Raw genomic sequence first — 24,126 nt, 5'->3', positions numbered from 1 at the left:
ACCGCAAGAAAATTTACGCGTCTGGTGGATACGCTACTACGTAATCACCAACTCTACACGCCCCCAAGGAGCGTGATAGATTCATAACAGACCGTTATGAACGCAATCCTTGAGTTTAACCCGAAAAAATTCGATTTTGGTCGGGTTTAGTTCAGTGCGCTCAAAAATTAGTTTTTCCTTGAAAATAATTTAAAAGTTCAGCTTGACTTATTACCACTAGACTTTTTTTGATAGATTATAAGTAGAAATTAATTTTTTGATGCTCTTTCTCGAGGCGGCTACCTCTGTAGAAGGAGCTTTTTTCATATTCAATAGTGCGAGAAGAGCTAAATAAACCCCGAAAATTAATGTGATAATCATTGAACCATCCATCGTCATACTCCTTTGTATTTATTATTTGATTTCCAGATTAGAAAAGCCTGATAAATTTCTTCAATAATCCAAACCTCTGAATTTGTCGGAGAGACGTAACCTTTTTTAAATTCAGGATTAGATCGAAACTCTGAAATTCTACGTTGATAAGTAGATTCAGAATAATCATACTTTTCCATAAACATTTCTTTACTCAGAAAACTATAAAGTGTCATCTACTTATCTCCTTTCATTGACATCAATAGATCAAAGAGTGCGCTTAACATTTCATCTGTGAGTTCGAATTTGATATCACCCTGTTGTAATATAATTTTTTCTGTGTGCTTTTCGATTTTCTGTTCTATTTTATGCTTTTTCATTCCTCCGCCTCCTTTCCTAAAATTTATTCAGAATTCGTATATGTTGTGCCGATGCTTCCAAACGATGTACAGCGTCAAGATCAGAGAACATGATCTCTTCTAAAAAGTCCAGTTGTCTTTCATAGCGTTCCCGCTTTTCGATGTCTACTTTCTGTTTTGGAATTTTTAAAACTTCAATTTTTCGATTGCTCCCTTGTCCCTCGACCCTAATGCGATTCGATGCTTTTAATTTTGAAATAATAGTTTTTACATAAGATTCTTTAATTTCAAATTCTTCTGCAAGTGCTTCATTTGTTGCTTTTGGATTTTCAAGTAAATAAAGAAGCATTTTATCTTTTAATGACAAATTTTACTCCTCCTTTCTTTTAGTCTATGGTATACTTTTCAGTGATTGGAGGTGAAACTACATATGAAACTCAATAGTGAATGCGTAAGAGATATACTTTTGGAAATTGAAATAAAACAGAGTGTTCTATTTGAGAAACTTTACTATGAAGACTTGAAAAAATTTGACTCTTATGCCAAACATGGACATGATCAATTTTTTTATTGTTTATATCGTTTGAAAGAAGCGGGTTATGTTGATTTCTCATATAAAATTATAGAAGAAAAAATTCATTTCTTTTGTTTCTCTAAAATCACTTGGGAAGGGCATCAATTTCTTGATAACATACGGGATAGCGCCGTGTGGAAAAATACCAAAAAATCAGTTTCCAAATTCTCAAGCGTATCAATTTCCTTCTTATCAAAGGTCGCAAGTAATGTTCTTTCACAAATGATTAAAAATAACCTTAGCGTCTAATCTGTAAATAATACCTTGATAGCTCATATATAAGTTATCTTTAGTTATCGGTACATTATGATTAATCTGCTTTAACTCTTCTTGAGAAAAAGGTAAATCAGAAATTCCTTCCCCGTACATAAAGGGGATATTATTACCCGCTTGATCTTTGTAAAAATAGAGGATAAGGTCGTTTCTCATTTCGTCAGTTCCTCCTTTCTTTATATGCTATAATCACCTTGAAAGTGAGGTGATATCATATGAAAAATCTAATTATCAATGTTATTAATGAGGGAAAATATATCTCTGTTCATTGGGAGCATAAAGTTTCGTCTACTTACAAAAAACTTTCTACTAGCCAAGTCGAAGATTCAAACATTATCGCTCTCGTTAATTCTCTTGGGCACGATGAATACATAAACCTAGACTTGGTACGGCGGATTGAAATTAAACTAGATCATAATTTCCATTAATTTCGTGACTGCTTCTACCATAGATCATGTTGGGTACTTGGAGCTTTTAAAATTTCAATTACAAAGTTAAGAGATTCTTCACGGGCTTCGAGTTCTAAATCGCGAAGCTCTTGAAGTTTTCTTTCGGTTTTCATAGTATCAACCCTCCTCTCTATCTATCTTATAAGCTAATTATTTAGCAGATCTTGACAAAAATTATCTTTTAAGATAAAATCAAATCATAGCTAAATAAGCCCATGAAAATGCCGATGTACGTTGGGGAACGTGAATATTTAGGCTCTTCTTTATTGTGCTTGTGTAGCTAAATAATTAGCTTATGAACATAGTATATTATCTCAAGAGATAATTGTCAACCTTTTTTTATCTTCTGAGATAAAAAGTTTATAGCTTTTAGGAGAATGATTGAAATGACCACCTTTGACAGAGTCAAAAAACTAGCAGATCAAAGAAAATTATCTCTAAAAGAGCTAGCTTTGAAGCTTAACATGGGATCAAACATAATTTACAAATGGAAGACCCAAATTCCTACAACTGAAAATTTACAAAAAGTGGCTGATTACTTTAACGTTTCAACCGATTATTTATTAGGTCGTACTGATGACCCTATCCCTGAAAAAAAAGATTCAAAATCACAGATGTATTTTAGAATGAACGGCGAAGGTCTGACAAAAGAAGAAATCCTCGAACTAGAGCAAGACCTAGAGGATTTTATGGAAATTCGTAGACAAAGATTTTTAGATAGGAAAAACAAGGGGTGACTATATGGAACCTAGAGAAGTCGCAAGAAGTGTATCAAGTAAATTTTTAATCAAAAATAAAATAGCACCCCACGGCTATTTAGTAGAAAATGTTTTTCGAGAAATTTTTTATACGTATAACATTGATTACATTTATAGAAAATTTAATAAAAAACGTCTTGGAGTCATTGTAAAAGATGAATTAGGGGTTTCAATAGGAATCAATAATTTATTTCCATTCAAAAAAGTATTCTCTACAGGTCACGAAGTAGGTCATTTTTTCATGGACTTACCAAATTGTCAAATAGGCACTTTTTCAGATGACAATAAAACAACAAATATAGATACAAAAAATCTACAGGTTGAAACTAGAGCGAATATTTTTGCTTCCCATCTTATTTGTCCTGAAGATGTTCTTGAGTATTACCTTAATGAGGGTACAAACTTTTTCGAAATAGCAAACTGCTTAAGGATGAGTTACGAGTCGCTAAAATGGCGTATAGTCGATTACATAAAAACGCATTATTCTCTTTATTATAATCAAATACTGAAACTTGTAGAAGACTTCATTGCATGTAGTAAAAAACAAAGACATAAAGATTCAATGCTCTATACTAAATTATTAGAGCTTGACTATAGTATTCATGGATACAATAAGAAACTATTAGAGCAATGGACATAATATAAACGCATCAGCGATTATATAGATAAATTTTACATAAAAAAGGAGATTTAAGAATGAAAAAAACATTAATTGTTTGCGCAAGTGCATTACTTGTTCTTTCCCTTTCAGCTTGCGGAGGTGTGGATAACACAGGAAAAGAAAATAAAGCTGATAATTCCGCAAAAGAATCGAAGCAAGAGAAAAAGAAAAAAGAAGATACTACAATAACTTCGTTAAACAAATTTGGTACAATAAAAGATCAAGATGGAAAAGCTAAATATCAAATTTCAATAAATTCAGTTAAAGATGTCACGAAAAAGAATAGTGTCCCTGAGTTTGATGGAGAAAACGGAGAAGAAAGTAATTTAGAACACTATACCAACAACTTAGGTGTACAGGCTGTTCAAATTACAGTGACGATGAAAAATAATAGCGGTGAAGAGCTCAGTGCTCCTTATTTGGAAAACGCTACTGTCCTTGACGAAAAAGATACAAATTTCGTAGGAGGGTGGAAATTAATAGGTTCGAGTTCTGTGGAATTTGGTTATTCAAACGGAACTGATCCAATTGTAAAAGATGAATCGTCTGGTGTTGCGGCAAGTGTTGTAGGGTTACAAAATAAAAGTAAAGAAATTACTATAATTTTCAATTCAGAAAAATTCCATGACAATATTAAATTCAAATTACCAGTTACTGAATAAACTATTGTAATAGCCTAAAGTAAACTACATTACCTTAGTTCACTATATATCTTGAAAGTAAGCATAAAATTTATTAATAATATAAACGCATCAGCGATTATATAAATAAAACAAAAAAGGAGAATGCAACATGGAAAGAACAAAACTAAAAATTAACACGGGAGCTGCTATATTCGATATTATTAATGCAATTGTATTCACATCTTCTTGGTTTGTGATACTGTTCTCTGCCATCGGAGAGACAGCAGCGGGTGGAGATGGATCAACAACTTCTGGTGTAGGAATGTTTTTCTATATAATGGCAGGTATAGGACTGATCTTACATATTATTGGTCTCGTACAATCTAAGAAAGCCGGAATATCTATAGTAGGGCATATTTTAGGAATTATCGGTTGTGCCTGTTTCGTTATTACTGCTGTTTTAGCTTTTCCAGCTATTGTATTAGTAATCATTGCAAGTGTCTTTTGTTTTATGCAAAAACCCGCCCGATAAAATTATTGACTGTGTATAGCAAACTAAATTTCCTTAGTTTGCTATACCCTAAAAAAGAACATACGTTCCGTAAAGGAGGAATGAAAATGTGGATCGAAGAACTCTCGAACGGAAAATATAAATTCATAGAACGCTATAGAGACCCTCTGACAGAAAAATTAAAGCGTGTATCAATAAGCCTCAACTCGAATTCAAATCGCGCTAAAAAAGAAGCACAGAGAATGTTAAATGATAAGATAGACAAAGCTCTAAATAAGCGCGAACTCGTTCAAAAGAATTTGACTTTTTTTGAGGTATACGAACAATTAAAACCAATTTATGAAAAACAAGTCAAATGGAGTACTTACTTTTCCACAATGCAAGTTTTAGACAGTTTTATCAAACTCGTAGGAAAAGACGTTTTAATTCAAAAAATGACTTCTCACTACTTAACGGAGAAGTTAGAAAATTTAATTTACGGAGAACGTCAACTTTCTAATCGCTCTGTTTCATTGATAAAGTCGAAATTAAACGTTGTATTTCAATTTGCGAAACGGAGAGGTTATATAATAGATAACCCTATTGAAAAAGTTGAGATTAGATATAGCAGAAATCAAGATAGTAAAACTAAGACTAAATTTCTTGAAGATGATGAATACAAGAAGCTCATTGACTACACGAAACAAATAAATATCCGCTATGCACTACTTTTCGAATTTCTTTATTACACAGGTCTTCGAGCTGGAGAAGCGATTTCATTGACTGAAAATGACGTATTAGTAGATGAAAACGGGGTTTATATAGTTGTCTCTGGTACGCTTGAATATAAGGGAAAGAAAATAACAGAACAAGTAAAATCAAGTAGTACAAAAACATCTGCGGGAATGAGAGAAGTAGATCTCCCTCAAAACGCAATAAAGTTGTTAGAAAAAATGGCGCATTTGAACGCTGAGACGAGTCCTGAGTACATCTTTTCAACGAATAAAGGTACTCCTATTCAGATAACCGCTATTAACACCTTCTTGAGAAAAGCAAAAGAGGCGCTTAAGATTGACAAACAAGTAAGTAGTCATATTTTTAGACACACTCATGTTTCAAAATTAGCGGAGTTAGGCACTCCTCTTTTTGCTATTCAAGATAGGGTCGGACATGAGAATAGTAAAATCACTGAACAAATCTATCTACATGTCACAAAAGGCGTGAGAGAAAAAATGAGAAGAGATATTGAACGTTTGTAAAAGTTTTGCCCCTTTTCTGCCCCTTTTCGCTTTCTGTAGAAACTTAACCAAAATCCAAGGTAAGCAAAAACCCTTGATTTCTCAAGGGTTCAGGCTTAACGAATTTCTTTAATACGAGCCGCTTTACCGCGTAGGTTACGCAAGTAGTAAAGTTTCGCACGACGAACTTTACCGCGACGAATAACTTCTAGTTTAGCGATACGAGGAGTGTGTACAGGGTATGTACGTTCCACGCCTACACCGTAAGAAATTTTGCGAACTGTGAATGTTTCGCTGATTCCAGATCCGCGGCGTTTGATTACAACACCTTCGAAAATTTGGATACGTTCACGCGTACCTTCGACAACTTTCGCATGGACACGAACTGTGTCACCAGGACGGAATGCCGGAATATCAGTTTTTAGCTGATCTTTAGTGATTTCTTCGATAAGTTTATTCATCTTATTCTCTCCTCCAACCAAATATTCTTACGTTTATCATCAACGAAGCGGAATATCGTTTTCATTCTGGATTACTCCAGACACTCATATAGGTTACCACAATCTCGTTTGTCTGTAAAGGCTTTTTTCTTGCAAGAAACTAGGATTCTTCCTTTTCTGTTTCGTTTTTCAGTTCTTCGAGCCACGCTCCCTCTTCTTTGCTAAGCGGGTAAGCTTCAAGTAAATCCGGACGTCGCATCCAAGTGCGTCTTAGTGATTCTTTTTGGCGCCACTTCTCAATTTCTGCATGATTGCCGCTAAGAAGCACATCCGGCACTTTCATGCCGCGAAATTCAGCTGGCCGCGTATAATGAGGATGCTCAAGTAGGCCACTTGAAAACGAATCATGAACTGCCGAACTAGCATTGCCAAGCGTTCCCGGAAGTAACCGAATGATGCTATCAGTCATCGCCATCGCTCCAATTTCACCGCCAGTTAAAATATAATCGCCAAGGGAAACTTCATCCGTTACGAGATGCTCACGAATTCGTTCATCATAACCTTCATAGTGCCCGCAAATAAAAATCAATTGTTCTTCTTCCGCGAATTCTTCCGCAAGCTTTTGATTAAAAGGCTTTCCAGCCGGATCCATCAAAATCACACGCGGTGATTTTTCCGGCAATTTAACAGCTTCGACCGCATCAAAAAGTGGCTGAGCTTTTAAAAGCATCCCTGCCCCGCCACCATACGGATAGTCGTCCACCACTTGGTGCTTTCCTTCCGCGAATTGCCTGAAATCTGTGACCTCAATATCGACAATTTGTTTTTCGATCGCTTTTTTTAAAATTGATTCTGATAAAATCCCTCTGAACATCTCCGGAAAGATCGATAAAATATCAATTTTCATCAGTCAAGTAGCCCCTCCATCGGTTCAATCACAATTTCTTTTTTTTGAATATCAATCTTTTTCACAACATCTGCAATATACGGAATGAGTTGGTCTTTTCCTTTCGCTGGTTTCACAACCCAAACATCATTTGCACCTGGCGTCAATATTTCAGTGATTTTTCCAAGCTCCGTGCCATCTGTTTGATAAACCGTACAGCCGATGATTTCATGAAAATAAAACGCATTCTCTTCAAGCGCATCTAAATCTTTCTCCGCTACTTTCAAGACGCCTTCTTTCATGTTTTCCACTTGATTGATGCCGGTATAACCTTCAAACGTCAACAAATCAAAGTTTTTATGCGTCCGGTGCGATTTAACGACAAGCGCAACCGGTTCTTTTTCATCTTTACGAAATAAAAATAATTGGCTTCCCGGTTTATAACGAGATTCCTTAAAATCCGTCCGTGAGATAACTCGTACCTCTCCCATCAAGCCATGTGTGTTCACAATTTTCCCTACATTGTACATCTTTTCCATAGTTCACCTCTACCGTATCTCTGTCACGATGCCGTCTGTCACAACAATCGTTTTATCGAAAAGGGACTCATCCCATTTATCACCAACTGAAATTTCAATGAGCGCTTCCATTTCACGTTCGCGAATCTCGCTACCAAGTGGAAGAATACCAAGTTGTTCCATTTGAAAATCAACCAACTTCATTTTTTCTTTGCGCACCTGCATTTCTTGCTCAAAGTAATCGCTCACTTGCTCTTTTTGATATCTGTTTTTGTGTTCAACTTTCTTTTGCTCAAACAAAAGCTGTTCGCGTTCCTTTTCAAGCAGTTTGCGCTGTTCACTATAATAAGTGAGTAACTCAGCACGACTCTTTTCAGTTAACACTTGCTTCACCGTAATTTTCTGAACGATTTGCATAGCCTTCCTCCCACGAACACGAGTTTATATCTTTATTCTATCAGTTCCAAGCGGGATTATAAACCTTTTTTATCGGTCACAGAAAAAGCAGTAGCTGATCGCGAACATTTCTTTTACATAATTCTTATAGCGTTTCCGCGATTTCGATTTGGCAGCACTCCCAGAAGCGCGGATATTCAGCCGTTTGGCAAGTAGCAAAGCCCGAAACATATGGTAATCACTCGTAATAATCACAAGATCACGAGAAGGAAAACTTTTTTGTGAAAACAGCAGATTTTCCCTTGTTCGACTTGACTTAGGCTCGACGCGGATGCGTGCCTCTGGAATGCCTTGCGAAATGAGATAGCGCTTCATGACGACCGCTTCCGGTTCGCTTTCATTTGCCCCTTGGCCGCCGCTTACGACGACTTTGCTTTCTGGAGGGGCATTGTAAACGCGAACGGCTTGATCCAGACGCTCCTTGAGCATGGCACTCGGATAAGCAGGGCTTCCTTCCACTTTGGCTCCGAGGACAAGAAGGGTATCCGGATGGCGACTTGGCCGCACCCGCGAACCATGATACATCAGCACTACAAGGAAAAATAAATAGACAGCAGGCATCAGGAGAAGTGCTAATAAAAATTTTTTCATTTTTAAGTCTTCCTCCCCGTTTTCACAGAAAAAGACAAGCTCTTAGTGCGCTTATCTTTTCGCTTGATTCTTCTTCGTTTCTTCGACAAAAAGGGCAAATAGGGCTTCGCTTTCCGGGTCTTTGCCATACATCAATTCCGGGTGCCACTGCACGCCAAGAAGCCAGTTCCCTGTATTTTTTCCTTCGACGGATTCAATCATACCATCTTTGCTTCGACTTGTAACTTCCAGTTTTTTAGCCACTTGTTTTATATATTGGTGGTGCAAGCTATTAACACGTTTTTCAACCGAATGCACGGTCGCAAGCAAGCTCCCTGAGTCAATATCGATCGTATGCGAACCGAGTTGTTCATCTACGTTTTGTAAATGTTGCAATAAGCCTGGTTCTTTGACTTGCGAACCATCTTGATAAAGCGAGCCACCAAGCGCAACATTAACGAGCTGCATGCCGCGGCAAATGGCTAAAATGGGTTTCCCAAGGTGCATGGCTTCGTCAACGAGTGCGATTTCCGATTGATCTCGCGGCGGGAAATAGTTGCCAATTTCTGGAAGCGGCTCTTCTCCGTAAAGTTGTGGTGTAATGTCTTGTCCGCCTGTCATCAAAAGTCCGTCAACCATGCCCATCGCTTGCTTTGCACTTTCGGGATCGCTAATTGGGATAACAAGTGGTAAGCCGCCTACTTTTTGGATGGCTTCCACATATCTTTGCTGTGTATAGGTTACGCGATGTCCATAAAAAATATCGGCTCCTTTGAAAAGTGCATTTCCAGTGATTCCTATAACAGGTTTCATTTCATTACCCCCTATTCATTCACTTATTGTAACTTATTTCCCTTAAAAAGGCTCTCAAATTGCCTGCTAGAACGAAGCGGTGCCTTTTAACTCCTTTTTCTTTCAATTTCTGTCACTAATTCATTCATATTGTGTAACTTAGTTTCATGCGCATTCAAAATGGAAGTTCTATACTAAACTTGTAAATTAACAACAATGGAGGGGATAACTTTGACAGCAAAGAATTGGCTAAAATTGCTTCCAATCTTGTTGATCTTTGGCATAGGACTATTTTTTATTCCGCATTTATTTGCAGAAAATGGGCAGATAGATGACTTGAGCTTGAACCCAACTGAAATACATACAACGCTAGATGATCTTTTCGTCCTCACTGTGAATGACAAAAATCAAAATGACGAAAAAGTTTTCATCCCGCTGCCTGAATCGATCGACTATGTATCAAATAAAGGAGCAGATGCAGCTGTGACCTATGACGAGCAAAAGCGACAACTGGTCATTGACAGAGCACGTTCCAATCAAAAAGCGATCCAACTTTACTTTAAACCGGTAAAAAAAGGAAAATCACTTTTAAAAGCTTATGCTATTCGCAGCATGAAACGAATCGAGTCTAAGCCCGTTCAAGTTTCTATTACGAATGAAAAAAAGAATAGTCAAAAAGCAGATGATGCCTTTTCTAAGCGTAGCACCCCTTTTATCGACTTTACAAAACCTTACCTTTATTCAATTCGAACAGGTGTATTACAAGCTTTCAGCGAACCCGACTTGCTAAAAGGAAAAATCACACTCTCGAGTCAAGTTCCTATCCTGTCGATAAGTAACCAAATCGGTTTCTACAACAATAAGCTTTACGCGTTTCAAATATTAAATGTCGCTTTTTATCTTTATGAAATTAATGGTGATGGTTCTTGGAAAAGAACGCCTTATCCCGTTATGGCATCCGTTGGCGGAGACATTTCCCAGCGCGGAATTTACACTGCTATTTCCAGAGGCACACAACCCAATACGTACAAATTGCTTCTTATCGATGTTAATGCTCAAAAAATCGTGGGGACAAAAGATATTATTTTTCCAACAAAAGAAGACGCCGACACGTTTAAAATGAATGGTGATCTAGCTTATGACGGTGAAGGTGCATTGTGGAAAGTTTCTTACGAAGATAGCAATGGTATTATAGGAAAGCAATATTTACAAAAAATTGATCCTCAAACGGGCAAACTTATTAAAAATTTACAAATCAAAAATGCTCCGGGCTCTCCTGTTCCTCGTTCTGGCTATTCTGGCATGGCTTTTCTTTCTAATGGAGAACTTGTTCTCGGAAATAATCAAGCCTTCTACAAGGTAGATATGGGAACTGCTATTGTTTCTTTAATTGGCTCTGGCGTGAACACGTATGATTTAGCCTCGCCATTTCGACCATATTTAAAGACACACTTAAATATAAGTGCTAGCGCTAATCCAGCTTCCGGTGCATCTGTCTATCAACGCGGAGAAATCACGTATACGTATACGGTTGGAAATAATGGAAACCTAGCATCAAGCCGTTCGATTCTTACAACGGTCCTCCCCAAAGGAACAACGTATGTTCCAAATAGTACGACTTTGAATAATGAAAAAGTAGCAGACAAAGCAGGAACAAGTCCCGTATTTTCTGGCATGGAAGTGGCATCAAAAGGATCCCTACCAGGTATTATTAGTAAAGATCAGCCGGGAAAAGTCAGTTTTAAAGTCAAGGTAAAAGCAGATGCGCCTCCTAAATCGACTGTGACAAGTCAAGCAAAGTTATCTGCAGAGAACGCGGCGACTGTTCAATCTAATCCGTTAACACACACAGTGCTACTCAATCAAAGTAACTTGAAAGTGAAAAACTCGACTATCAAAATTGGACAAATTTGGAAGGCATCAGATAACTTTGTTTCTGCGAAGGACTTAGATGGTTCTGCAATTCCCTTTGGTCCTAAAAAAATCCAAGTCAGCGGCACTGTGAATACACATAAGCTTGGAAAATATACAGTGACGTACCAAAACCAAGATCTCAAGCAAAAAGCGATTATTACGGTAGTTCGACGCCCTGCTCCAACTGCGAAATTTTTGCTTTCTGTAAGCGATAAAATGGCGACAAAAGAAGATCAACGGATTCTGCTTGGAGATTCGCTAACGCTTAAGTATCAACTTCAAAATCCAACTGTCGATTCTGGTTTCCGTCCCGGCGAAGCCAAATGGACCATTCCCCTTCCGATTGGTGTTGAACCAATTAAATTGAGTGATCTGCTTACTTTGACTGGACCAAACGGTGCTATAAGACAAGTTCCTTGGAATTCTCTTTACGTGTCTAAATCTCGAACAATAACTATAGATAGCCAAAATTTCGATCCCAATTGGTTGAAGCTCGCTCCAAATAGTACTCTTACTTTAAGCCTCAATGTAAAAATTAATCCGACTGATGCAGCTCACATTGTAGGCACGAAATTAAGTAGTACACCTGTTGTTACAGGAACAGATTATAACGGTGACAAGGTCACTCTAAAAAGCCCAGCTCCGCTTGCTTTTGGCCCTATTTACTCGGGAGCTCTACAATTCCATGATGTGCCAAGTACGCTCGCTTTTCAAAATGGCTGGATCAAAAATTTCACAAGTGAAGTGTCTCGTGAAGATCCTAATTGGAAAATAATAGTTGAAGATACGAGACGTCGTAGCAAGAACTGGAATAACAATTGGCAAATTACAGCTAAACAAGTTTCGCCTTTTGAAACCAAACAAAAAGATATTTTAACCAATGTTCTTGTTTTTAAGAGAAACACTTCCTCTGAGCAAGTCATTAGTGATAAAAGCTCTACCATCGTGTTCAGCGGTAAAAGCAATGCGGCGAATTTTTACGATGTTCTCTGGGCTAAAAATCAAGGTCTCTTTCTCAAAATTCCACCGGGCAAAGCGAAAGCAAACCAAGCTTATCAAAATGTGATTGAATGGAATTTGAGCGATGCACCGCTTTAAAATAAAAAGCCGCTGTTCTTCTAAATGTTTAGAAGAACAGCGGCTTTTTGGTGAACTTAGTCGATGATTTCAAGACGAACTTTTTTATCAGCTTTTTGACCAGCTGCATAAACTAGCGTTCGAATAGCTTTGGCGATGCGCCCTTGCTTTCCGATCACTCGTCCCATATCTTCTTTGTTCACGGACAATTGATAGAAGTAAGTGGAATCCGATTCCTCAGCGTGGAGCGAAACGTCATCCGGATGGTCAACAAGTGGCTTAACGATGGCGAGAATTAAATCTTCCATTCGCAACTAGCCTCCTTATTTCCCAAGTTTTTGATTGTGGAATTTTTCCATGATTCCTTTGTCAGACAACAAGTGACGAACTGTGTCTGAAGGTTTTGCACCATTGTGCATCCATTTCAAAACGGATTCTTCATCAATTTTAACTTCTGCTGGATCTACAAGTGGATTGTAGGTTCCAACTGTTTCGATCGAACGACCGTCACGTGGGAAACGTGAATCAGCAACTACGATACGGTAAAAAGGTTTCTTATTTGAACCCATGCGTTTTAAACGAATTTTAACTGCCATTTTTAATTACACCTCCATAAAGTCTTACACAAGTATATATATTACCAGTAAAGGATTTGTTTGTAAAGTGTTTTTTCTTTACAGACCAAATTTTTTGTTCAGAAGAAAAACGAAGCTCGTTTGCTTCGCCTTTCTTCTGGCTAGAACGGAAGTTTGAAATTGCCGAATGGATTTTTCTTCTTCTTCCCTTTTCCGCCCGTACCGCCTGACATTTGTTTCATCATTTTCTTCATTTCATTGAATTGCTTAAGCAGCCGATTGACTTCTTGAATCGGTCGTCCACTTCCACGTGCAATACGCTTCCGGCGCGCTGCATTGATGATATCGGGATTATCTTTTTCCATTTTCGTCATGGATTTAATGATCGCCTCAATGTGTCCAAGCTGCTTATCGTCCATTTGAAGGTTATCCATCCCCTTCATTTTGTTTGCGCCTGGAATCATCTTGAGCAGCTCATCTAGCGGTCCCATTTGCTTCACTTGCTGCAATTGATCCAGGAAGTCATCAAATGTCATCGAATTTTCTCGAATTTTTTGTTCCATTTCGCGCATTTTTTCTTGGTCAACATCCGTTTGCGCTTTTTCAATCAGCGACAAAACGTCACCCATTCCAAGAATTCGTGAAGCCATCCGGTCTGGGTGGAAGCTTTCGAGGGCTTCCATTTTTTCACCTGTTCCGACAAATTTAATTGGTTTTCCTGTCACAGCGCGGATGGATAAAGCTGCCCCGCCACGAGTATCGCCATCAAGTTTCGTCAAGACAACGCCCGTTAAGCCAAGTTGTTCATTGAAGCTTTCAGCCACATTAACCGCATCTTGCCCCGTCATGGAATCCACGACAAGCAAAATTTCAGATGGAGAAGCCACTTCTTTTACCTTCTTGAGTTCATCCATTAGCTCTTCGTCGACGTGAAGTCGCCCAGCCGTATCAATTAAGACGTAGTCAAGGTGTTCTTCTTTTGCTTTTTCAATCGCTTGTTTAGCAATCTCAACGGGACTCACTTGATCGCCCAAAGAGAAAACAGGCATGTTTAACTGTTTACCAAGTGTTTCTAGTTGTTTAATCGCTGCAGGACGATAAACGTCAGCCGCAACAAGTAAAGGTTTACGATTGTATTTTTTCCGTAGCAAATTCGCAAGTTTACCAGTTGTCGTTGTTTTACCGGCCCCTTGTAACCCGACCATCATCACAACCGTTGGCGGTTTGTCAGCTACTTCAAGCTTGCTTTCTTCACCGCCCATTAAATTTGTGAGTTCTTCTTGGACGATTTTAATAACTTGTTGTCCGGGTGTTAGACTCTTCATGACATCGGAGCCTACAGCTCGTTCACTAACCGTTTTAATAAAGTTTTTAACGACTTTAAAGTTTACATCGGCTTCAAGAAGTGCAAGTCGGACTTCACGCATCATTTCTTTTACGTCAGCTTCCGTCACTTTCCCTTTGCCGCGAATTTTATTCATTGTTTCTTGAAGTCTTCCAGCTAATCCTTCAAATGCCATAAAATCGGCCTCCTAATCAATCAATTTTAACTCGTTGAACAAGGCTTCCACTTCATCACTTTGTAAACCTGCTTTTTGATAAGCTTCTTCAAGTTTACGGAGCACTTGCTCACGTTCAGTATATTTCTTCAACATTCCTAGCTTTTCTTCATAGTTTTCAAGGCTTTCTTCTGTCCGTTTGATGTTATCATACACGGCTTGCCTGCTAACTTCAAATTCTTCAGCGATTTCTCCAAGTGAAAAATCATCAAGATAATAAAGAGAAAGATAGGCTTTTTGCTTTTCCGTTAACAAACCTTCGTAAAAATCGAACAGCAAGTTCATTCGGGTAGTCTTATCAAACAAACGAAACACCTCTTCCTTGTTCTAGATTACGTGTTTAGTCAAAGAATGTCAACTAGAAAAAGACTAGAACAGCTTGAGAAATGAATGCTTCCCTTTTGTTCTAGTCTCTCTTTTATTTTTCTGCTTTTTGGTCAATTAAATCAGCGAATAAGCCATAGACATAATCTGTCGCATCAAAAGGCTCAAGGTCATCAATTTTTTCACCAAGACCAACGAATTTCACTGGAATTTCTAATTCGTTTCGAATCGCGATCACGATTCCACCTTTTGCTGTCCCATCGAGTTTCGTGAGTACAATCCCCGAAACGTCAGTTGCTTCTTTAAATTGCTTCGCTTGAACAAAAGCATTTTGCCCTGTTGTAGCATCTAAAACAAGCAACACTTCGTGTGGTGCATCTGGAATTTCACGTGCAATCACGCGTTTTACTTTTTCCAGTTCATTCATTAAGTTGACTTTGTTTTGCAAGCGTCCAGCCGTATCACAAAGCAGAATATCGGCTCCCTTTGCTTTGGCTGATTGAACAGCATCAAACACAACTGCTGCGGGGTCGCCGCCTTCTGCGTGTTTAATGATGTCAACACCAGCGCGTTCGCTCCAAACTTCTAGTTGGTCGATTGCTCCCGCCCGGAAAGTATCTCCCGCCGCCAAAACGACTTTTTTACCTTCAGATTTAAATTGGTGAGCGAGCTTGCCGATCGTCGTTGTTTTCCCAACGCCGTTTACACCCACAAACAAAATCACGGTAAGACCATTTTCTTGGATATTTAAAGCTGGCTCCGCGTCTCCTGCGCCTTCATAGATGGCAACAAGCTTTTCAACGATGACGCCTTCTACTTCTTTTGGATCGCTGATGTTTCGTAGCTTCACTTCTTGTTTGAGTTCATCAATCAAGTCCATGACGGTTTCAAACCCAACATCGGCCCCGATAAGTGCTTCTTCTACATCTTCAAAGAAGTCTTCATCCACTTTGCGGTAACGCGCCATGATTTCATTGAGCTTGCCAGAAAAGCTACTTCTTGTTTTCGTTAAGCCTTCTTTATATTTCTCGGATTTTTCTTCGTTTTGTTGCCCTGTCATTTTTTCTTTTAGTTTTTTGAAAAAAGTCATCGCATTGTTCTCCTTTACTTGATCAGTTCGGCTGTTTCTTCTAGTCTAACAGAGACCAGTTTTGAAACGCCAGATTCTTGCATCGTTACTCCGTAAAGTACATCGGCTTCTTCCATCGTGCCTTTGCGGTGAGTAATCACGATGAATTGTGTTGACTGTTCAAATTGCTTTAAGTAGCGACTGAAACGAACCACGTTGGCTTCATCAAGTGCGGCTTCTACTTCGTCTAAAATACAAAACGGTACAGGTCGAACACGAATGATCGCAAACAAGAGGGCGATCGCTGTTAATGCACGCTCTCCGCCTGAACGAAGCGAGAGATTTTGTAGTTTTTTCCCTGGTGGTTGTGCGACAATATCAATTCCAGTGGTTAACAAGTCTTCTGGATTTAAAAGAACGAGTTCCGCCCTTCCGCCTCCAAACAGCTCAGGAAATACAGCAGAAAATTCGTGTTTAATCGCTTCAAAGCTTTCGCCAAAGCGTTTTTTCACTTCTTCGTCCATTTCACCCATCACTTGGAATAGTGTTTCTTTAGCATTCAACAAGTCTTCTTGCTGGCCTTTCAAGAAATCAAAGCGTTCGCTAATCCGGTCGAATTCTTCGATTGCTCCCAAATTGACGGTCCCCAGTTCTTCAATAGAACGCTTCAAGAGGCGCACCTTGCCTCGAAGTTCTTCTTCTGGCATATCTGGCACTTCGCGTTCTTGCGCTTCTTCTGGCGAGACTCCGTACGTTTCAAGCAAACGGTCCGCTCGGTTTTTCGCATCCACTTCTGCACGACCAATTTCAATTTCAGCTTGGTTTTTCTGCTCAAGATAGAAACTTGCTTTATTGTTTTCTTCCGTGAGTTTTTCCTCAAGTTGCTTCACTTCTTTTTGCAGTTCAGAACGTTCTTCACTTAGCGTTTGAATTTTAAGGGCCGTTTCTTCTTTTTGCGCCCGTAGTTTTTCAATTTCACGACTTGTTTCCTCCACTGAAGTGGAAACGTTCGTCAAATTATCTTGTAACGCTTGGATTTTCGATTCGGCTGTTTCTTTTTCTTGATATTGTTCAAAAAGAGCCGCTTCAATGCGTTCGATGTCATTTGTCGCCGTTTGTAGTTGTTCTTTTTGTGCCGCCATCTTCACTTGAAGCGCGGAAAGAACTTCTTCATCGGCTTTCTTTCGGCTACTTGCGGCTTTGCTTTCTTCTGTCGTTTGTTGAATCTTCTGGTCAAGACTTTCGATTTCTTCACCTAATTTCAACTGATTCGAAAGAAGCTCTTCCTTGCGTTTCTTGAGAGCCGTCATTTCTTCTTCGCCAGATTTCTTTTCTGCATCGTACAGCGAAAGTTGTTTGTTGATCCGCTCAAACGCTTCTAACTCACGTTCATGCTTGCTTTTCACTTCGTGTTCACGCATCCGCAAGTTTTCACCGATTTGCCTTGTTTCTTCGAGCTCACTTCGTTTATTGGCTAGAACTTCTTTGGCTTTTTTCACGGTTTCCTCGTATTGCGCCGTTTCTCTTTCAAGCGCCGCAAGCACTTTCGCCAGTTCATCCAGTTCATTTTTTCGGCTGATGATCGAGGACTTGCCTTGTTTCGTTGCTCCCCCCGTCATCGAACCCCCAGCGTTAACTACGTCGCCGTCAAGCGTCACCACGCGGAAACGGTAATTCACGAGTTTCGCAAGTCTTGAAGCCCCGCGCAAATCTTTGGCAAGAATCGTTGTTCCAAGGGTATTTAAAATGACCGGAGCAAACTTTTCATCATAAGAGACTACTTCACTTGCGAGATTAATAAAAGCAGGTTCGTTTCGAAGCGCACCACGAGTTGCTTCTGGAATATGACGTGGCTGAATCGTCGAAAGCGGTAAAAATGTTGCTCGGCCAGCATGCGTTTTCTTCAAATATTGAATCGCTTCACGCGCCGCTTGATCGCTTTCAACGACCACATGTTGCGCACTTGCTGAAAGCGCGATTTCCATTGCCTTCCTGTAATCGGCTGGGATTTGAATGAGTTCGACTAATGCCCCGTGAATGCCGCCAAGTGTTTCTTTGGCTTTTAATACTTCACGAACACCTTGGAAAAAGCCTGCATAATCTTCTGCCAGTTCGCCAAGCGTTTCTTTACGCGATTTGGTTTGCTGGACTTTTTCATAATGTCGATAAAGTTCGCGTTCCGCACGTTCAAATTCGTTCGTCTTTTGTTCCACAACTTGTTTCACATCTTGATAAATTCCAAGTTGCTCTTCAATTTCCATGTGAATCTCATCAAGTTCTTCGCGCATCTTTTCGGTTCGTTTCGATTGCTCTTCACGCGTTTTCAAATGTTCCCGGTTTTCATGATCCAGTCGTGCCGTTTTAGCTTCCTGTTGCGCAATTTCACGCTCCACATAGCCAATATCATTGCGAATCGTCGTTTCTTGATATTTTAACTCAAATAAATCACTTTTCTGGTTTTCAATTGCTTCTTCTGAAAGCGCATCATAATGTTTCAGTTTTTCAAGCAATTCTTTTTGCTCGCGTACTGAAACTTCATAAGCCGCTTCTTTTTCACGTTTTCCAGTCAGCAATTTCTCTTTTTCGGTTTCTAGTGATGCAATTTTTTCAAGTGCCTGCGAAAGCGTATCTTGCTGAATGCTCGCATTTTCACTACCATGCTTTTTCCTTTCAAGCACAAGGTTGCGTTCGCCTTCAAGTTGTTCCAGTCGCTCCGTTTCATGCAACAAGTCATTTCGCATTTTTTCAAGCATTTCATCGGTTTCGGCGATTTTTTCTTTTCCCGAGAAAGCGTCCCCTTCAAGGTTCGCTATTTCTTTTCTAAGTTCAACGAGAGCCGCTTGATTCTCCATAAATTGGGTGCGGCTCTCCTCTAATTTTCTTGCAATTGCCTCTAACTCAAAAGCAATCAAGCCCACTTCATACTTTTCAAGCTCTTCTTGCTGGTAGAGGTAATCTTTCGCAATCGAAGCCTGGATCTCAAGCGGTTCAAGCTGTCCATCCAGTTCATGCAAAATATCTTCTACTCGGTTTAAGTTTTCTTCTGTTTCAACAAGTTTATTCTCCGCTTGTTTCTTGCGATTTTTGTATTTTAAAACGCCGGCTGCCTCTTCAAAAATGGAGCGCCGTTCTTCAGGTTTACTATTCAAAATTTCATCAATTTTCCCTTGTGAAATGATCGACATCGATTCTCTTCCAAGACCGGAATCCATGAATAAATCCACGATATCTTTCAAGCGGCAAGTTTGTTTATTGATTAAAAATTCACTATCCCCGTTCCGGTAAATTCGCCTTGTGACAACTACTTCACTGTAATCAAGCGGTAAGTAATGATCATCGTTTGCAAGTACAAGTGACACTTCAGCAAAATTAATCGGCTTTCGCGTATCGCTTCCGGCAAAAATAACATCGCCCATTCGTCCGCCACGAAGGCTTTTTGCAGATTGCTCGCCCAAAACCCAGCGGATCGCTTCTGTAATGTTACTTTTCCCGCTTCCGTTCGGTCCGACAACCGCTGTCATGCCAGGAACAAAATCGATTGCCACTTTGTCCGCAAAAGATTTAAATCCGTTCATTTCCAGTCGTTTTAACAGCAAACTGCTTCTCTCCTTCCGTTCCTAGTTACGCATCATTTGCCGAACTGCAAACTCGGCTGCATTTTGCTCAGCTTGTTTTTTGGTTCGTCCTGTTCCTTTTCCAAGAACTTGTCCATTCACAACTACTTGTGCTTCAAATGCTCGACTGTGTGCTGGACCACTTTCGCCTAAAATATCATATTGGATCAGCACATCACGATCGCGTTGCACGATTTCTTGAAGTTGTGTTTTATAGTCAACTGTCTCCATAAAGACGCCTGTATCAATTTTTGGGAAAACGACGCGCTCCAAGAATTGAATCACTTTTGCAAGCCCGTTATCAAGATAGAGCGCGCCAATGAAGGCTTCAAACACATCCGCAAGAAGAGCTGGCCGGTTTCTGCCGCCCGCTTTTTCTTCTCCTTTTCCAAGTTGAACATATTTGGAAAAATGGACGCTATCTGCAAATTCAACAAGCGATGGTTCACAAACGATCGCTGCACGCATTTTGGTCATTTGGCCTTCTGCCATATCTGGATACTTTTTAAATAAATAATCGGATACGGTCAATTCAAGGACCGCATCTCCTAAAAATTCCAATCGTTCATTGTCTTTTAAATGTTCTTTGCGGTGTTCGTTGACATAGGAAGAATGGGTAAACGCCGTTTGAAGCAACGTTACATCCTTAAAGGTAAAACCCACACTTTCTTGCAATTCATCCCAGTTATTCATGAACTTGTTCCTCTCCTTTTCTTAATCAAGTTCATTTTCTAAACAGCTCGCTCTAAAAGCTGCTTAGAAAATAAACCTCTTCTCTCTAGAAAAAGAGGCTGTCAAACTGCTTCTCCTTCGCTTAAGTGCTGGGGGGAGCAATCTGACACCCTCATTTATCTTTTCGCTGAAATTATTGGTGTGCCTCTATGTACTTCACTGCGTCACCAACTGTTGAAAGTTTTTCAGCGTCGTCATCAGAGATTTCCATATCAAATTGGTCTTCAAGTTCCATTACAAGTTCAACAACGTCTAGAGAATCAGCTCCTAGATCGTCTTTGAAGGAAGCTTCCAAAGTTACTTTAGACCCTTCAACTCCTAAACGGTCGACAACGATCTCTGTAACTTTTTCCAATACTTCTTGTTCTGTCATGGTTAACTTCACCTCCCTTCAAGTATTATATAAGAAAACATTCCGCGCGTAAACAGTTAATTTACATGTTCATGCCGCCATCTACGGAAAGCACTTGTCCCGTAATATAACTTGCTTCATCACTTACAAGGAACAGCACGGCATTTGCAATGTCTTCTGTTTTCCCGTAAGCATGGAGCGGAATCTGGTCTAGCATCATTTCTTTTGTTTTTTCATCCAGTTCATCTGTCATCTCCGTTTGGATAAAGCCAGGTGCCACTGCATTGACGTTGATCCCACGTGGCGCCATTTCGCGTGCCGTTGTTTTAGTTAGCCCGATCACACCAGACTTACTTGCCACATAATTGGCTTGGCCAGCATTCCCGACAATTCCTACAACAGATGCCATATTCAAGATTTTTCCAGCGCGTTGTTTCATCATCGTACGGCTCACTGCTTTCGTACAAAGGAAGGTTCCTTTTAAATTGATGTTGATCACATCATCCCATTCTTCTTCTTTCATACGCATCAACAGATTATCCCGTGTAATTCCTGCATTATTTACCAAGATGTCGATCCGACCAAAACGGCTCACCACTTCTTTAAAGAAAGCTTCCACATCTTCTGGGCTCGAAACATCTGCTTTCATTGCTTCAGCTTCGATGCCCAATTCGCTAATCAGATCCAGTGTTTCTTTCGCTGCATCAGCTCGGCCACCGTAGTTAAAAAAGATATTCGCGCCTTCTTCGGCAAGCTTCAATACGATTTCACGTCCGATTCCACGTGAGCCACCTGTAACAACTGCCACTTTCCCGCTAAGTTTGCCCATTTAGTTTCCTCCTTTAAGTTCCGCAATCACTTCTTCAAGGCTTGCTATATCGGATGCGTTCAAGACTTTCACATCGCGATCAATTTTTTTGATGAGACCAGATGCTACTTTCCCAGCTCCGATTTCAACAAACGTATCCACACCTTGCGTGATCAGTTCACGAATGGATTGTTCAAATCGAACTGGCGAATAAATTTGTCGAACGAGTTTATCTTCCAGTTCTGCTTTGTCTGTCAAAAGCGCTGCATCCACATTGTTGATAACGGGGATCGACCCATCTTGGATCGTAACGGTTTTGAGGACATCTGCAAATTTTTCAGCTGCCGACTTCATTAATTCCGAATGGAACGGTCCGCTGACAGCAAGCGGCATCACGCGTTTAGCTCCTTTTTCTTTAAGAGCTTCCGTCGCTTTCTCGATGCCTTCTTTTGATCCAGAAATCACAATTTGACCGGGACAATTATAGTTGGCAATTTGGACGGGAAGTGAAATTGCCTCTGTCACACTTTCAATTGTTTCCGCATCCAGTCCAAGAACAGCTGCCATTGCGCCAGCCCCGTCTGGAACAGCCGCTTCCATCAATTTCCCACGTTGATGGACAAGATAAACTGCATCAGCCGCTGTTAAAAAATTAGCCGCAACAAGTGCGCTATATTCGCCAAGACTGTGTCCGATTGCATAATCCGCTTTAATTCCTGCTTCTTCTAACACACGCAAAATCGCAGCGCTTGTCGCAACGAGTGCAGGCTGCGCATTTTCAGATTTTGTCAGCAATTCTTGCGGACCAGCCGAAATTAATTCCGTAAGTGAAAACCCGAGTTTCTCGTCTGCTTGGTCAAAAACAGCTTTTGCTTCTGGGTATTTTTCGCTAACATCCTGCCCCATTCCCACTTTTTGAGAACCTTGGCCAGGAAACACGAAGGCTAGCTTGTTCATATTGTTTCTCCTCCTAATTTTCCTTGGTCAATTTCTGATTTGATGGTTTCGACCATTTGTTTTTGAATCATATCACGTGCTTGACGGATAGTTGTAAAAATCCCGTGTGCGTTTGAAGAGCCATGTGCTTTAATGACAGGAGCTTGTACGCCGAAAAGACAAGCGCCCCCATATTCGCTGTAATCCATCTTAGCTCGGAGTGCGAGTAAATCTTTTTTCAGTACACCCGCCGCAAGCTTATTCTTAAAGCTATTCATCAAGCTCATTTTAAGCATCGAGAAAAAGGCAGCTCCCGTTCCTTCTAAGCTTTTTAGCACCATGTTACCAGTAAAGCCGTCTGTTACAACCACATCTGCTACGTCCATGAGCAAATCTCTCGATTCGATATTGCCAACAAAATGATAAGCCGTTTGTTCTTTCATCAGTTCAAACGCTTTTTTAGTCAATTCGTTTCCTTTGGTTTCTTCCGTCCCAATGTTTAATAGCCCAATGCGGGGACGATCAATTTTTCGTACTTTTTCCGCATAGATCGAGCCCATCAAGCCAAATTGGAGTAAATGTTCCGCTTTTGCATCCGAGTTTGCCCCGAGATCAAGCATGACAAAGCCCTTACCGCTAATCGTAGGTAGCGTTGGTGCAAGCGCAGGGCGTTCGATTCCTTTAATTCTTCCGATAACAAATAAACCGGTCGACATAAGCGCCCCTGTGTTCCCAGCAGAAATGCAGGCATCCGCTTCTCCGTCTTTAACCGCCGTTGCCGCAAGAACCATCGATGCGTTTTTCTTGCGTTTTACAGCACGAACCGGTTCATCATCACTTTCGATTTTTTCATCTGTATGTACAATTGTGACACGCGTTTTGTCTGTCAAATGTTCCAAAATTGCTTCTTCTTTCCCAAATAGAATAAACTCAACGTCTTTAAATTGTTTAGCGGCTTCCATGACTCCTAGAACAATTTCTTTTGGTGCATTGTCACCGCCCATGGCATCAATTGCTATTTTCATTTTCGTCAGTCCTTTTTACTTTTTCTGTGGCATGATACATTTCAAACTTGCCTTTTAACACGATTTCATCGCCAACATAACTGCGCACATCAACCATAGTGATTGTCCGTTCACCCGTTTGCTTCCTGACGAGTGCTTTTGAAACCACTCGTTCATGAAGCTTGACTTGACGAACAAATCGGACTGTAGCTTGTGTAGTCAGTGCAAGTTCGTTTGGGATGACCGCTGTCGCAAGTGAATTTGCCTGTGCAAACAAATGGTGTCCCCGCGCGATGTGATTTCGCTTGAAAACATGTTCTTCTTTCACATCAAAAATCGAAATGGCACTTTCACCGGGCTTGATGTCAATAATCTCACCGATTACTTCTTCAAGCGGTAAACTTTTAACAGAGTCGGTAAAATTTTCACTCGCAACATGTTTAATTCGTTCTCGTAGTTCGGGAATCGAAAGAGCCACACGATCAAGCCGAACCGTTTGTACGCTTACGTTAAATGTCTTTGCCAGTTCATCATCGGTAATAAACGGATTTGCTTCGATGACTTCCTGTAATTTGGCTTGTCGCTCCTTTTTCGGATACTTTTTCATTCGAATTCCTCATCTCTTTTGATTGATGCTCCTAATACCTACTACTAAATTCAAGTTAAAAAAACGGGATAGGAAAAATCAAATGATTCTCCCATCCAATCTTGTTGCGTTTTAAGT

The 24,126-nt window shown here is 40.0% G+C and carries 29 protein-coding genes; 7 read left to right on the top strand and 22 right to left on the bottom strand.

Translation table 11 applies throughout. The annotated features are described in order from the left end of the window. Positions 1 to 374: 374 nt before the first annotated feature. Genes HCK02_RS04835 through HCK02_RS04825 form a run of 3 tightly spaced genes read right to left on the bottom strand, consistent with a single transcriptional unit; the run spans position 375 to position 1,077 of the window. On the bottom strand, positions 375 to 587 hold the full coding sequence (locus tag HCK02_RS04835) for a hypothetical protein (protein WP_167628976.1): 213 nt from the start codon (positions 585 to 587) through the stop codon (positions 375 to 377). Further along, positions 588 to 731 carry a hypothetical protein gene (locus tag HCK02_RS04830; protein ID WP_167628975.1) on the bottom strand — a complete coding sequence of 48 codons (144 nt, stop codon included), beginning with the start codon at positions 729 to 731 and terminating at the stop codon, positions 588 to 590. Positions 732 to 747: 16 nt separating this feature from the next. Then, positions 748 to 1,077, bottom strand: a complete 330-nt coding sequence (locus HCK02_RS04825) for a winged helix-turn-helix transcriptional regulator (protein WP_167628974.1) — start codon at positions 1,075 to 1,077, stop codon at positions 748 to 750. Positions 1,078 to 1,140: 63 nt separating this feature from the next. Here HCK02_RS04825 and HCK02_RS04820 point away from each other — a divergent pair, with 63 nt between their 5' ends. Beyond that, positions 1,141 to 1,533, top strand: coding sequence for a DUF2513 domain-containing protein (locus HCK02_RS04820; RefSeq protein ID WP_167628973.1), 393 nt, complete (start codon positions 1,141 to 1,143; stop codon positions 1,531 to 1,533). On the opposite strand, the gene HCK02_RS04815 is transcribed toward HCK02_RS04820, so the two are convergent. Then, positions 1,501 to 1,713 (bottom strand): hypothetical protein, encoded by a 213-nt coding sequence (locus HCK02_RS04815; protein WP_167628972.1) that lies wholly within the window; start codon positions 1,711 to 1,713, stop codon positions 1,501 to 1,503. The genes HCK02_RS04820 and HCK02_RS04815 overlap by 33 nt on opposite strands. Positions 1,714 to 2,392: 679 nt before the next feature. Between HCK02_RS04815 and HCK02_RS04810 the strand changes: the two genes are divergently transcribed. The 5 genes from HCK02_RS04810 (at position 2,393) to HCK02_RS04790 (ending at position 5,797) form a co-directional block, all read left to right on the top strand. Continuing rightward, positions 2,393 to 2,743, top strand: coding sequence for a helix-turn-helix domain-containing protein (locus HCK02_RS04810; RefSeq protein WP_167628971.1), 351 nt, complete (start codon positions 2,393 to 2,395; stop codon positions 2,741 to 2,743). A gap of 4 nt (positions 2,744 to 2,747) precedes the next feature. Next, positions 2,748 to 3,404: an ImmA/IrrE family metallo-endopeptidase gene (locus HCK02_RS04805; protein WP_167628970.1), complete on the top strand. Its 657-nt coding sequence runs from the start codon at positions 2,748 to 2,750 to the stop codon at positions 3,402 to 3,404. Positions 3,405 to 3,460: 56 nt separating this feature from the next. Continuing rightward, the gene (locus HCK02_RS14040) at positions 3,461 to 4,087 is read left to right on the top strand and encodes a hypothetical protein (protein WP_208970440.1); all 627 of its coding nucleotides are present in this window, start codon (positions 3,461 to 3,463) and stop codon (positions 4,085 to 4,087) included. A 130-nt stretch (positions 4,088 to 4,217) separates the two neighbouring features. Then, the gene (locus HCK02_RS04795) at positions 4,218 to 4,580 is read left to right on the top strand and encodes a hypothetical protein (RefSeq protein ID WP_167628969.1); all 363 of its coding nucleotides are present in this window, start codon (positions 4,218 to 4,220) and stop codon (positions 4,578 to 4,580) included. A gap of 86 nt (positions 4,581 to 4,666) precedes the next feature. Beyond that, a complete protein-coding gene (locus tag HCK02_RS04790) occupies positions 4,667 to 5,797 on the top strand; it encodes a tyrosine-type recombinase/integrase (RefSeq protein ID WP_167628968.1) in 1,131 nt (376 codons plus the stop codon). 95 nt (positions 5,798 to 5,892) lie between these two features. Here HCK02_RS04790 and rplS read toward each other — a convergent pair whose 3' ends face one another. The 6 genes from rplS to HCK02_RS04760 all read right to left on the bottom strand — a co-directional run bounded on the left by rplS (position 5,893) and on the right by HCK02_RS04760 (position 9,459). Further along, a complete protein-coding gene (gene rplS / locus HCK02_RS04785) occupies positions 5,893 to 6,237 on the bottom strand; it encodes a 50S ribosomal protein L19 (RefSeq protein ID WP_115752750.1) in 345 nt (114 codons plus the stop codon). Between the two features lie 139 nt (positions 6,238 to 6,376). Beyond that, positions 6,377 to 7,123 carry a tRNA (guanosine(37)-N1)-methyltransferase TrmD gene (gene trmD / locus HCK02_RS04780; protein WP_167628967.1) on the bottom strand — a complete coding sequence of 249 codons (747 nt, stop codon included), beginning with the start codon at positions 7,121 to 7,123 and terminating at the stop codon, positions 6,377 to 6,379. After that, complete coding sequence (gene rimM, locus HCK02_RS04775) at positions 7,123 to 7,641, bottom strand: ribosome maturation factor RimM (RefSeq protein WP_167628966.1); 519 nt, start codon at positions 7,639 to 7,641, stop codon at positions 7,123 to 7,125. Before rimM ends, trmD begins: the two co-directional genes overlap by 1 nt. A 9-nt stretch (positions 7,642 to 7,650) precedes the next feature. After that, positions 7,651 to 8,037, bottom strand: a complete 387-nt coding sequence (locus HCK02_RS04770) for a YlqD family protein (protein WP_115752753.1) — start codon at positions 8,035 to 8,037, stop codon at positions 7,651 to 7,653. A 69-nt stretch (positions 8,038 to 8,106) separates the two neighbouring features. After that, positions 8,107 to 8,667: a YdcF family protein gene (locus HCK02_RS04765; protein ID WP_167628965.1), complete on the bottom strand. Its 561-nt coding sequence runs from the start codon at positions 8,665 to 8,667 to the stop codon at positions 8,107 to 8,109. 51 nt (positions 8,668 to 8,718) lie between these two features. Further along, entirely contained in the window at positions 8,719 to 9,459 is a 741-nt protein-coding gene (locus HCK02_RS04760) for a gamma-glutamyl-gamma-aminobutyrate hydrolase family protein (protein ID WP_167628964.1), read from the bottom strand. Between the two features lie 210 nt (positions 9,460 to 9,669). Here HCK02_RS04760 and HCK02_RS04755 point away from each other — a divergent pair, with 210 nt between their 5' ends. Next, positions 9,670 to 12,450 (top strand): bacterial Ig-like domain-containing protein, encoded by a 2,781-nt coding sequence (locus HCK02_RS04755; RefSeq protein WP_167628963.1) that lies wholly within the window; start codon positions 9,670 to 9,672, stop codon positions 12,448 to 12,450. A gap of 56 nt (positions 12,451 to 12,506) precedes the next feature. On the opposite strand, the gene HCK02_RS04750 is transcribed toward HCK02_RS04755, so the two are convergent. The 12 genes from HCK02_RS04750 to fapR all read right to left on the bottom strand — a co-directional run bounded on the left by HCK02_RS04750 (position 12,507) and on the right by fapR (position 24,009). Next, positions 12,507 to 12,737, bottom strand: coding sequence for a KH domain-containing protein (locus HCK02_RS04750; RefSeq protein WP_115752757.1), 231 nt, complete (start codon positions 12,735 to 12,737; stop codon positions 12,507 to 12,509). A 15-nt stretch (positions 12,738 to 12,752) separates the two neighbouring features. Continuing rightward, positions 12,753 to 13,025 carry a 30S ribosomal protein S16 gene (gene rpsP / locus HCK02_RS04745; protein WP_115752758.1) on the bottom strand — a complete coding sequence of 91 codons (273 nt, stop codon included), beginning with the start codon at positions 13,023 to 13,025 and terminating at the stop codon, positions 12,753 to 12,755. A gap of 140 nt (positions 13,026 to 13,165) precedes the next feature. After that, a complete protein-coding gene (gene ffh, locus HCK02_RS04740; protein WP_167628962.1) occupies positions 13,166 to 14,524 on the bottom strand; it encodes a signal recognition particle protein in 1,359 nt (452 codons plus the stop codon). A 12-nt stretch (positions 14,525 to 14,536) separates the two neighbouring features. Continuing rightward, positions 14,537 to 14,869 (bottom strand): putative DNA-binding protein, encoded by a 333-nt coding sequence (locus tag HCK02_RS04735; protein WP_167628961.1) that lies wholly within the window; start codon positions 14,867 to 14,869, stop codon positions 14,537 to 14,539. Positions 14,870 to 14,981: 112 nt separating this feature from the next. Next, entirely contained in the window at positions 14,982 to 15,977 is a 996-nt protein-coding gene (ftsY, locus tag HCK02_RS04730; protein ID WP_115752761.1) for a signal recognition particle-docking protein FtsY, read from the bottom strand. Between the two features lie 14 nt (positions 15,978 to 15,991). Continuing rightward, a complete protein-coding gene (smc, locus tag HCK02_RS04725; RefSeq protein WP_167628960.1) occupies positions 15,992 to 19,552 on the bottom strand; it encodes a chromosome segregation protein SMC in 3,561 nt (1,186 codons plus the stop codon). A 21-nt stretch (positions 19,553 to 19,573) separates the two neighbouring features. Then, complete coding sequence (gene rnc / locus HCK02_RS04720; RefSeq protein ID WP_167628959.1) at positions 19,574 to 20,263, bottom strand: ribonuclease III; 690 nt, start codon at positions 20,261 to 20,263, stop codon at positions 19,574 to 19,576. 172 nt (positions 20,264 to 20,435) lie between these two features. Further along, on the bottom strand, positions 20,436 to 20,675 hold the full coding sequence (acpP, locus tag HCK02_RS04715) for an acyl carrier protein (protein ID WP_167628958.1): 240 nt from the start codon (positions 20,673 to 20,675) through the stop codon (positions 20,436 to 20,438). Between the two features lie 61 nt (positions 20,676 to 20,736). Next, complete coding sequence (gene fabG, locus HCK02_RS04710) at positions 20,737 to 21,483, bottom strand: 3-oxoacyl-[acyl-carrier-protein] reductase (RefSeq protein WP_167628957.1); 747 nt, start codon at positions 21,481 to 21,483, stop codon at positions 20,737 to 20,739. After that, positions 21,484 to 22,419, bottom strand: a complete 936-nt coding sequence (gene fabD, locus HCK02_RS04705) for an ACP S-malonyltransferase (RefSeq protein WP_167628956.1) — start codon at positions 22,417 to 22,419, stop codon at positions 21,484 to 21,486. Then, positions 22,416 to 23,423: a phosphate acyltransferase PlsX gene (gene plsX, locus HCK02_RS04700; protein ID WP_115752767.1), complete on the bottom strand. Its 1,008-nt coding sequence runs from the start codon at positions 23,421 to 23,423 to the stop codon at positions 22,416 to 22,418. The genes fabD and plsX overlap by 4 nt, the downstream gene beginning before the upstream one ends. After that, a complete protein-coding gene (gene fapR, locus HCK02_RS04695) occupies positions 23,407 to 24,009 on the bottom strand; it encodes a transcription factor FapR (RefSeq protein WP_167628955.1) in 603 nt (200 codons plus the stop codon). The genes plsX and fapR overlap by 17 nt, the downstream gene beginning before the upstream one ends. Positions 24,010 to 24,126: the final 117 nt, after the last annotated feature.

It is taken from the genome of Listeria valentina, from assembly GCF_011800755.1.
Classification (GTDB): Bacteria; Bacillota; Bacilli; order Lactobacillales; family Listeriaceae; genus Listeria; species Listeria valentina.
Note: the sequence above shows the minus strand (reverse complement) of the source record. Positions and strands in the feature narration are given on the sequence as shown.

Bases quoted from the DNA above. Each gene is read 5' to 3' on its own strand.
- HCK02_RS04835 (WP_167628976.1), bottom strand. From the start codon at position 587: ATGACACTTTATAGTTTTCTGAGTAAAGAAATGTTTATGGAAAAGTAT.
- HCK02_RS04830 (WP_167628975.1), bottom strand. From the start codon at position 731: ATGAAAAAGCATAAAATAGAACAGAAAATCGAAAAGCACACAGAAAAA.
- HCK02_RS04820 (WP_167628973.1), top strand. From the start codon at position 1,141: ATGAAACTCAATAGTGAATGCGTAAGAGATATACTTTTGGAAATTGAA.
- HCK02_RS04815 (WP_167628972.1), bottom strand. From the start codon at position 1,713: ATGAGAAACGACCTTATCCTCTATTTTTACAAAGATCAAGCGGGTAAT.
- HCK02_RS04810 (WP_167628971.1), top strand. From the start codon at position 2,393: ATGACCACCTTTGACAGAGTCAAAAAACTAGCAGATCAAAGAAAATTA.
- HCK02_RS04805 (WP_167628970.1), top strand. From the start codon at position 2,748: ATGGAACCTAGAGAAGTCGCAAGAAGTGTATCAAGTAAATTTTTAATC.
- HCK02_RS14040 (WP_208970440.1), top strand. From the start codon at position 3,461: ATGAAAAAAACATTAATTGTTTGCGCAAGTGCATTACTTGTTCTTTCC.
- HCK02_RS04795 (WP_167628969.1), top strand. From the start codon at position 4,218: ATGGAAAGAACAAAACTAAAAATTAACACGGGAGCTGCTATATTCGAT.
- HCK02_RS04790 (WP_167628968.1), top strand. From the start codon at position 4,667: ATGTGGATCGAAGAACTCTCGAACGGAAAATATAAATTCATAGAACGC.
- rplS (WP_115752750.1), bottom strand. From the start codon at position 6,237: ATGAATAAACTTATCGAAGAAATCACTAAAGATCAGCTAAAAACTGAT.
- trmD (WP_167628967.1), bottom strand. From the start codon at position 7,123: ATGAAAATTGATATTTTATCGATCTTTCCGGAGATGTTCAGAGGGATT.
- rimM (WP_167628966.1), bottom strand. From the start codon at position 7,641: ATGGAAAAGATGTACAATGTAGGGAAAATTGTGAACACACATGGCTTG.
- HCK02_RS04770 (WP_115752753.1), bottom strand. From the start codon at position 8,037: ATGCAAATCGTTCAGAAAATTACGGTGAAGCAAGTGTTAACTGAAAAG.
- HCK02_RS04765 (WP_167628965.1), bottom strand. From the start codon at position 8,667: ATGAAAAAATTTTTATTAGCACTTCTCCTGATGCCTGCTGTCTATTTA.
- HCK02_RS04760 (WP_167628964.1), bottom strand. From the start codon at position 9,459: ATGAAACCTGTTATAGGAATCACTGGAAATGCACTTTTCAAAGGAGCC.
- HCK02_RS04750 (WP_115752757.1), bottom strand. From the start codon at position 12,737: ATGGAAGATTTAATTCTCGCCATCGTTAAGCCACTTGTTGACCATCCG.
- rpsP (WP_115752758.1), bottom strand. From the start codon at position 13,025: ATGGCAGTTAAAATTCGTTTAAAACGCATGGGTTCAAATAAGAAACCT.
- ffh (WP_167628962.1), bottom strand. From the start codon at position 14,524: ATGGCATTTGAAGGATTAGCTGGAAGACTTCAAGAAACAATGAATAAA.
- ftsY (WP_115752761.1), bottom strand. From the start codon at position 15,977: ATGACTTTTTTCAAAAAACTAAAAGAAAAAATGACAGGGCAACAAAAC.
- rnc (WP_167628959.1), bottom strand. From the start codon at position 20,263: ATGAATAACTGGGATGAATTGCAAGAAAGTGTGGGTTTTACCTTTAAG.
- acpP (WP_167628958.1), bottom strand. From the start codon at position 20,675: ATGACAGAACAAGAAGTATTGGAAAAAGTTACAGAGATCGTTGTCGAC.
- fabG (WP_167628957.1), bottom strand. From the start codon at position 21,483: ATGGGCAAACTTAGCGGGAAAGTGGCAGTTGTTACAGGTGGCTCACGT.
- fabD (WP_167628956.1), bottom strand. From the start codon at position 22,419: ATGAACAAGCTAGCCTTCGTGTTTCCTGGCCAAGGTTCTCAAAAAGTG.
- plsX (WP_115752767.1), bottom strand. From the start codon at position 23,423: ATGAAAATAGCAATTGATGCCATGGGCGGTGACAATGCACCAAAAGAA.
- fapR (WP_167628955.1), bottom strand. From the start codon at position 24,009: ATGAAAAAGTATCCGAAAAAGGAGCGACAAGCCAAATTACAGGAAGTC.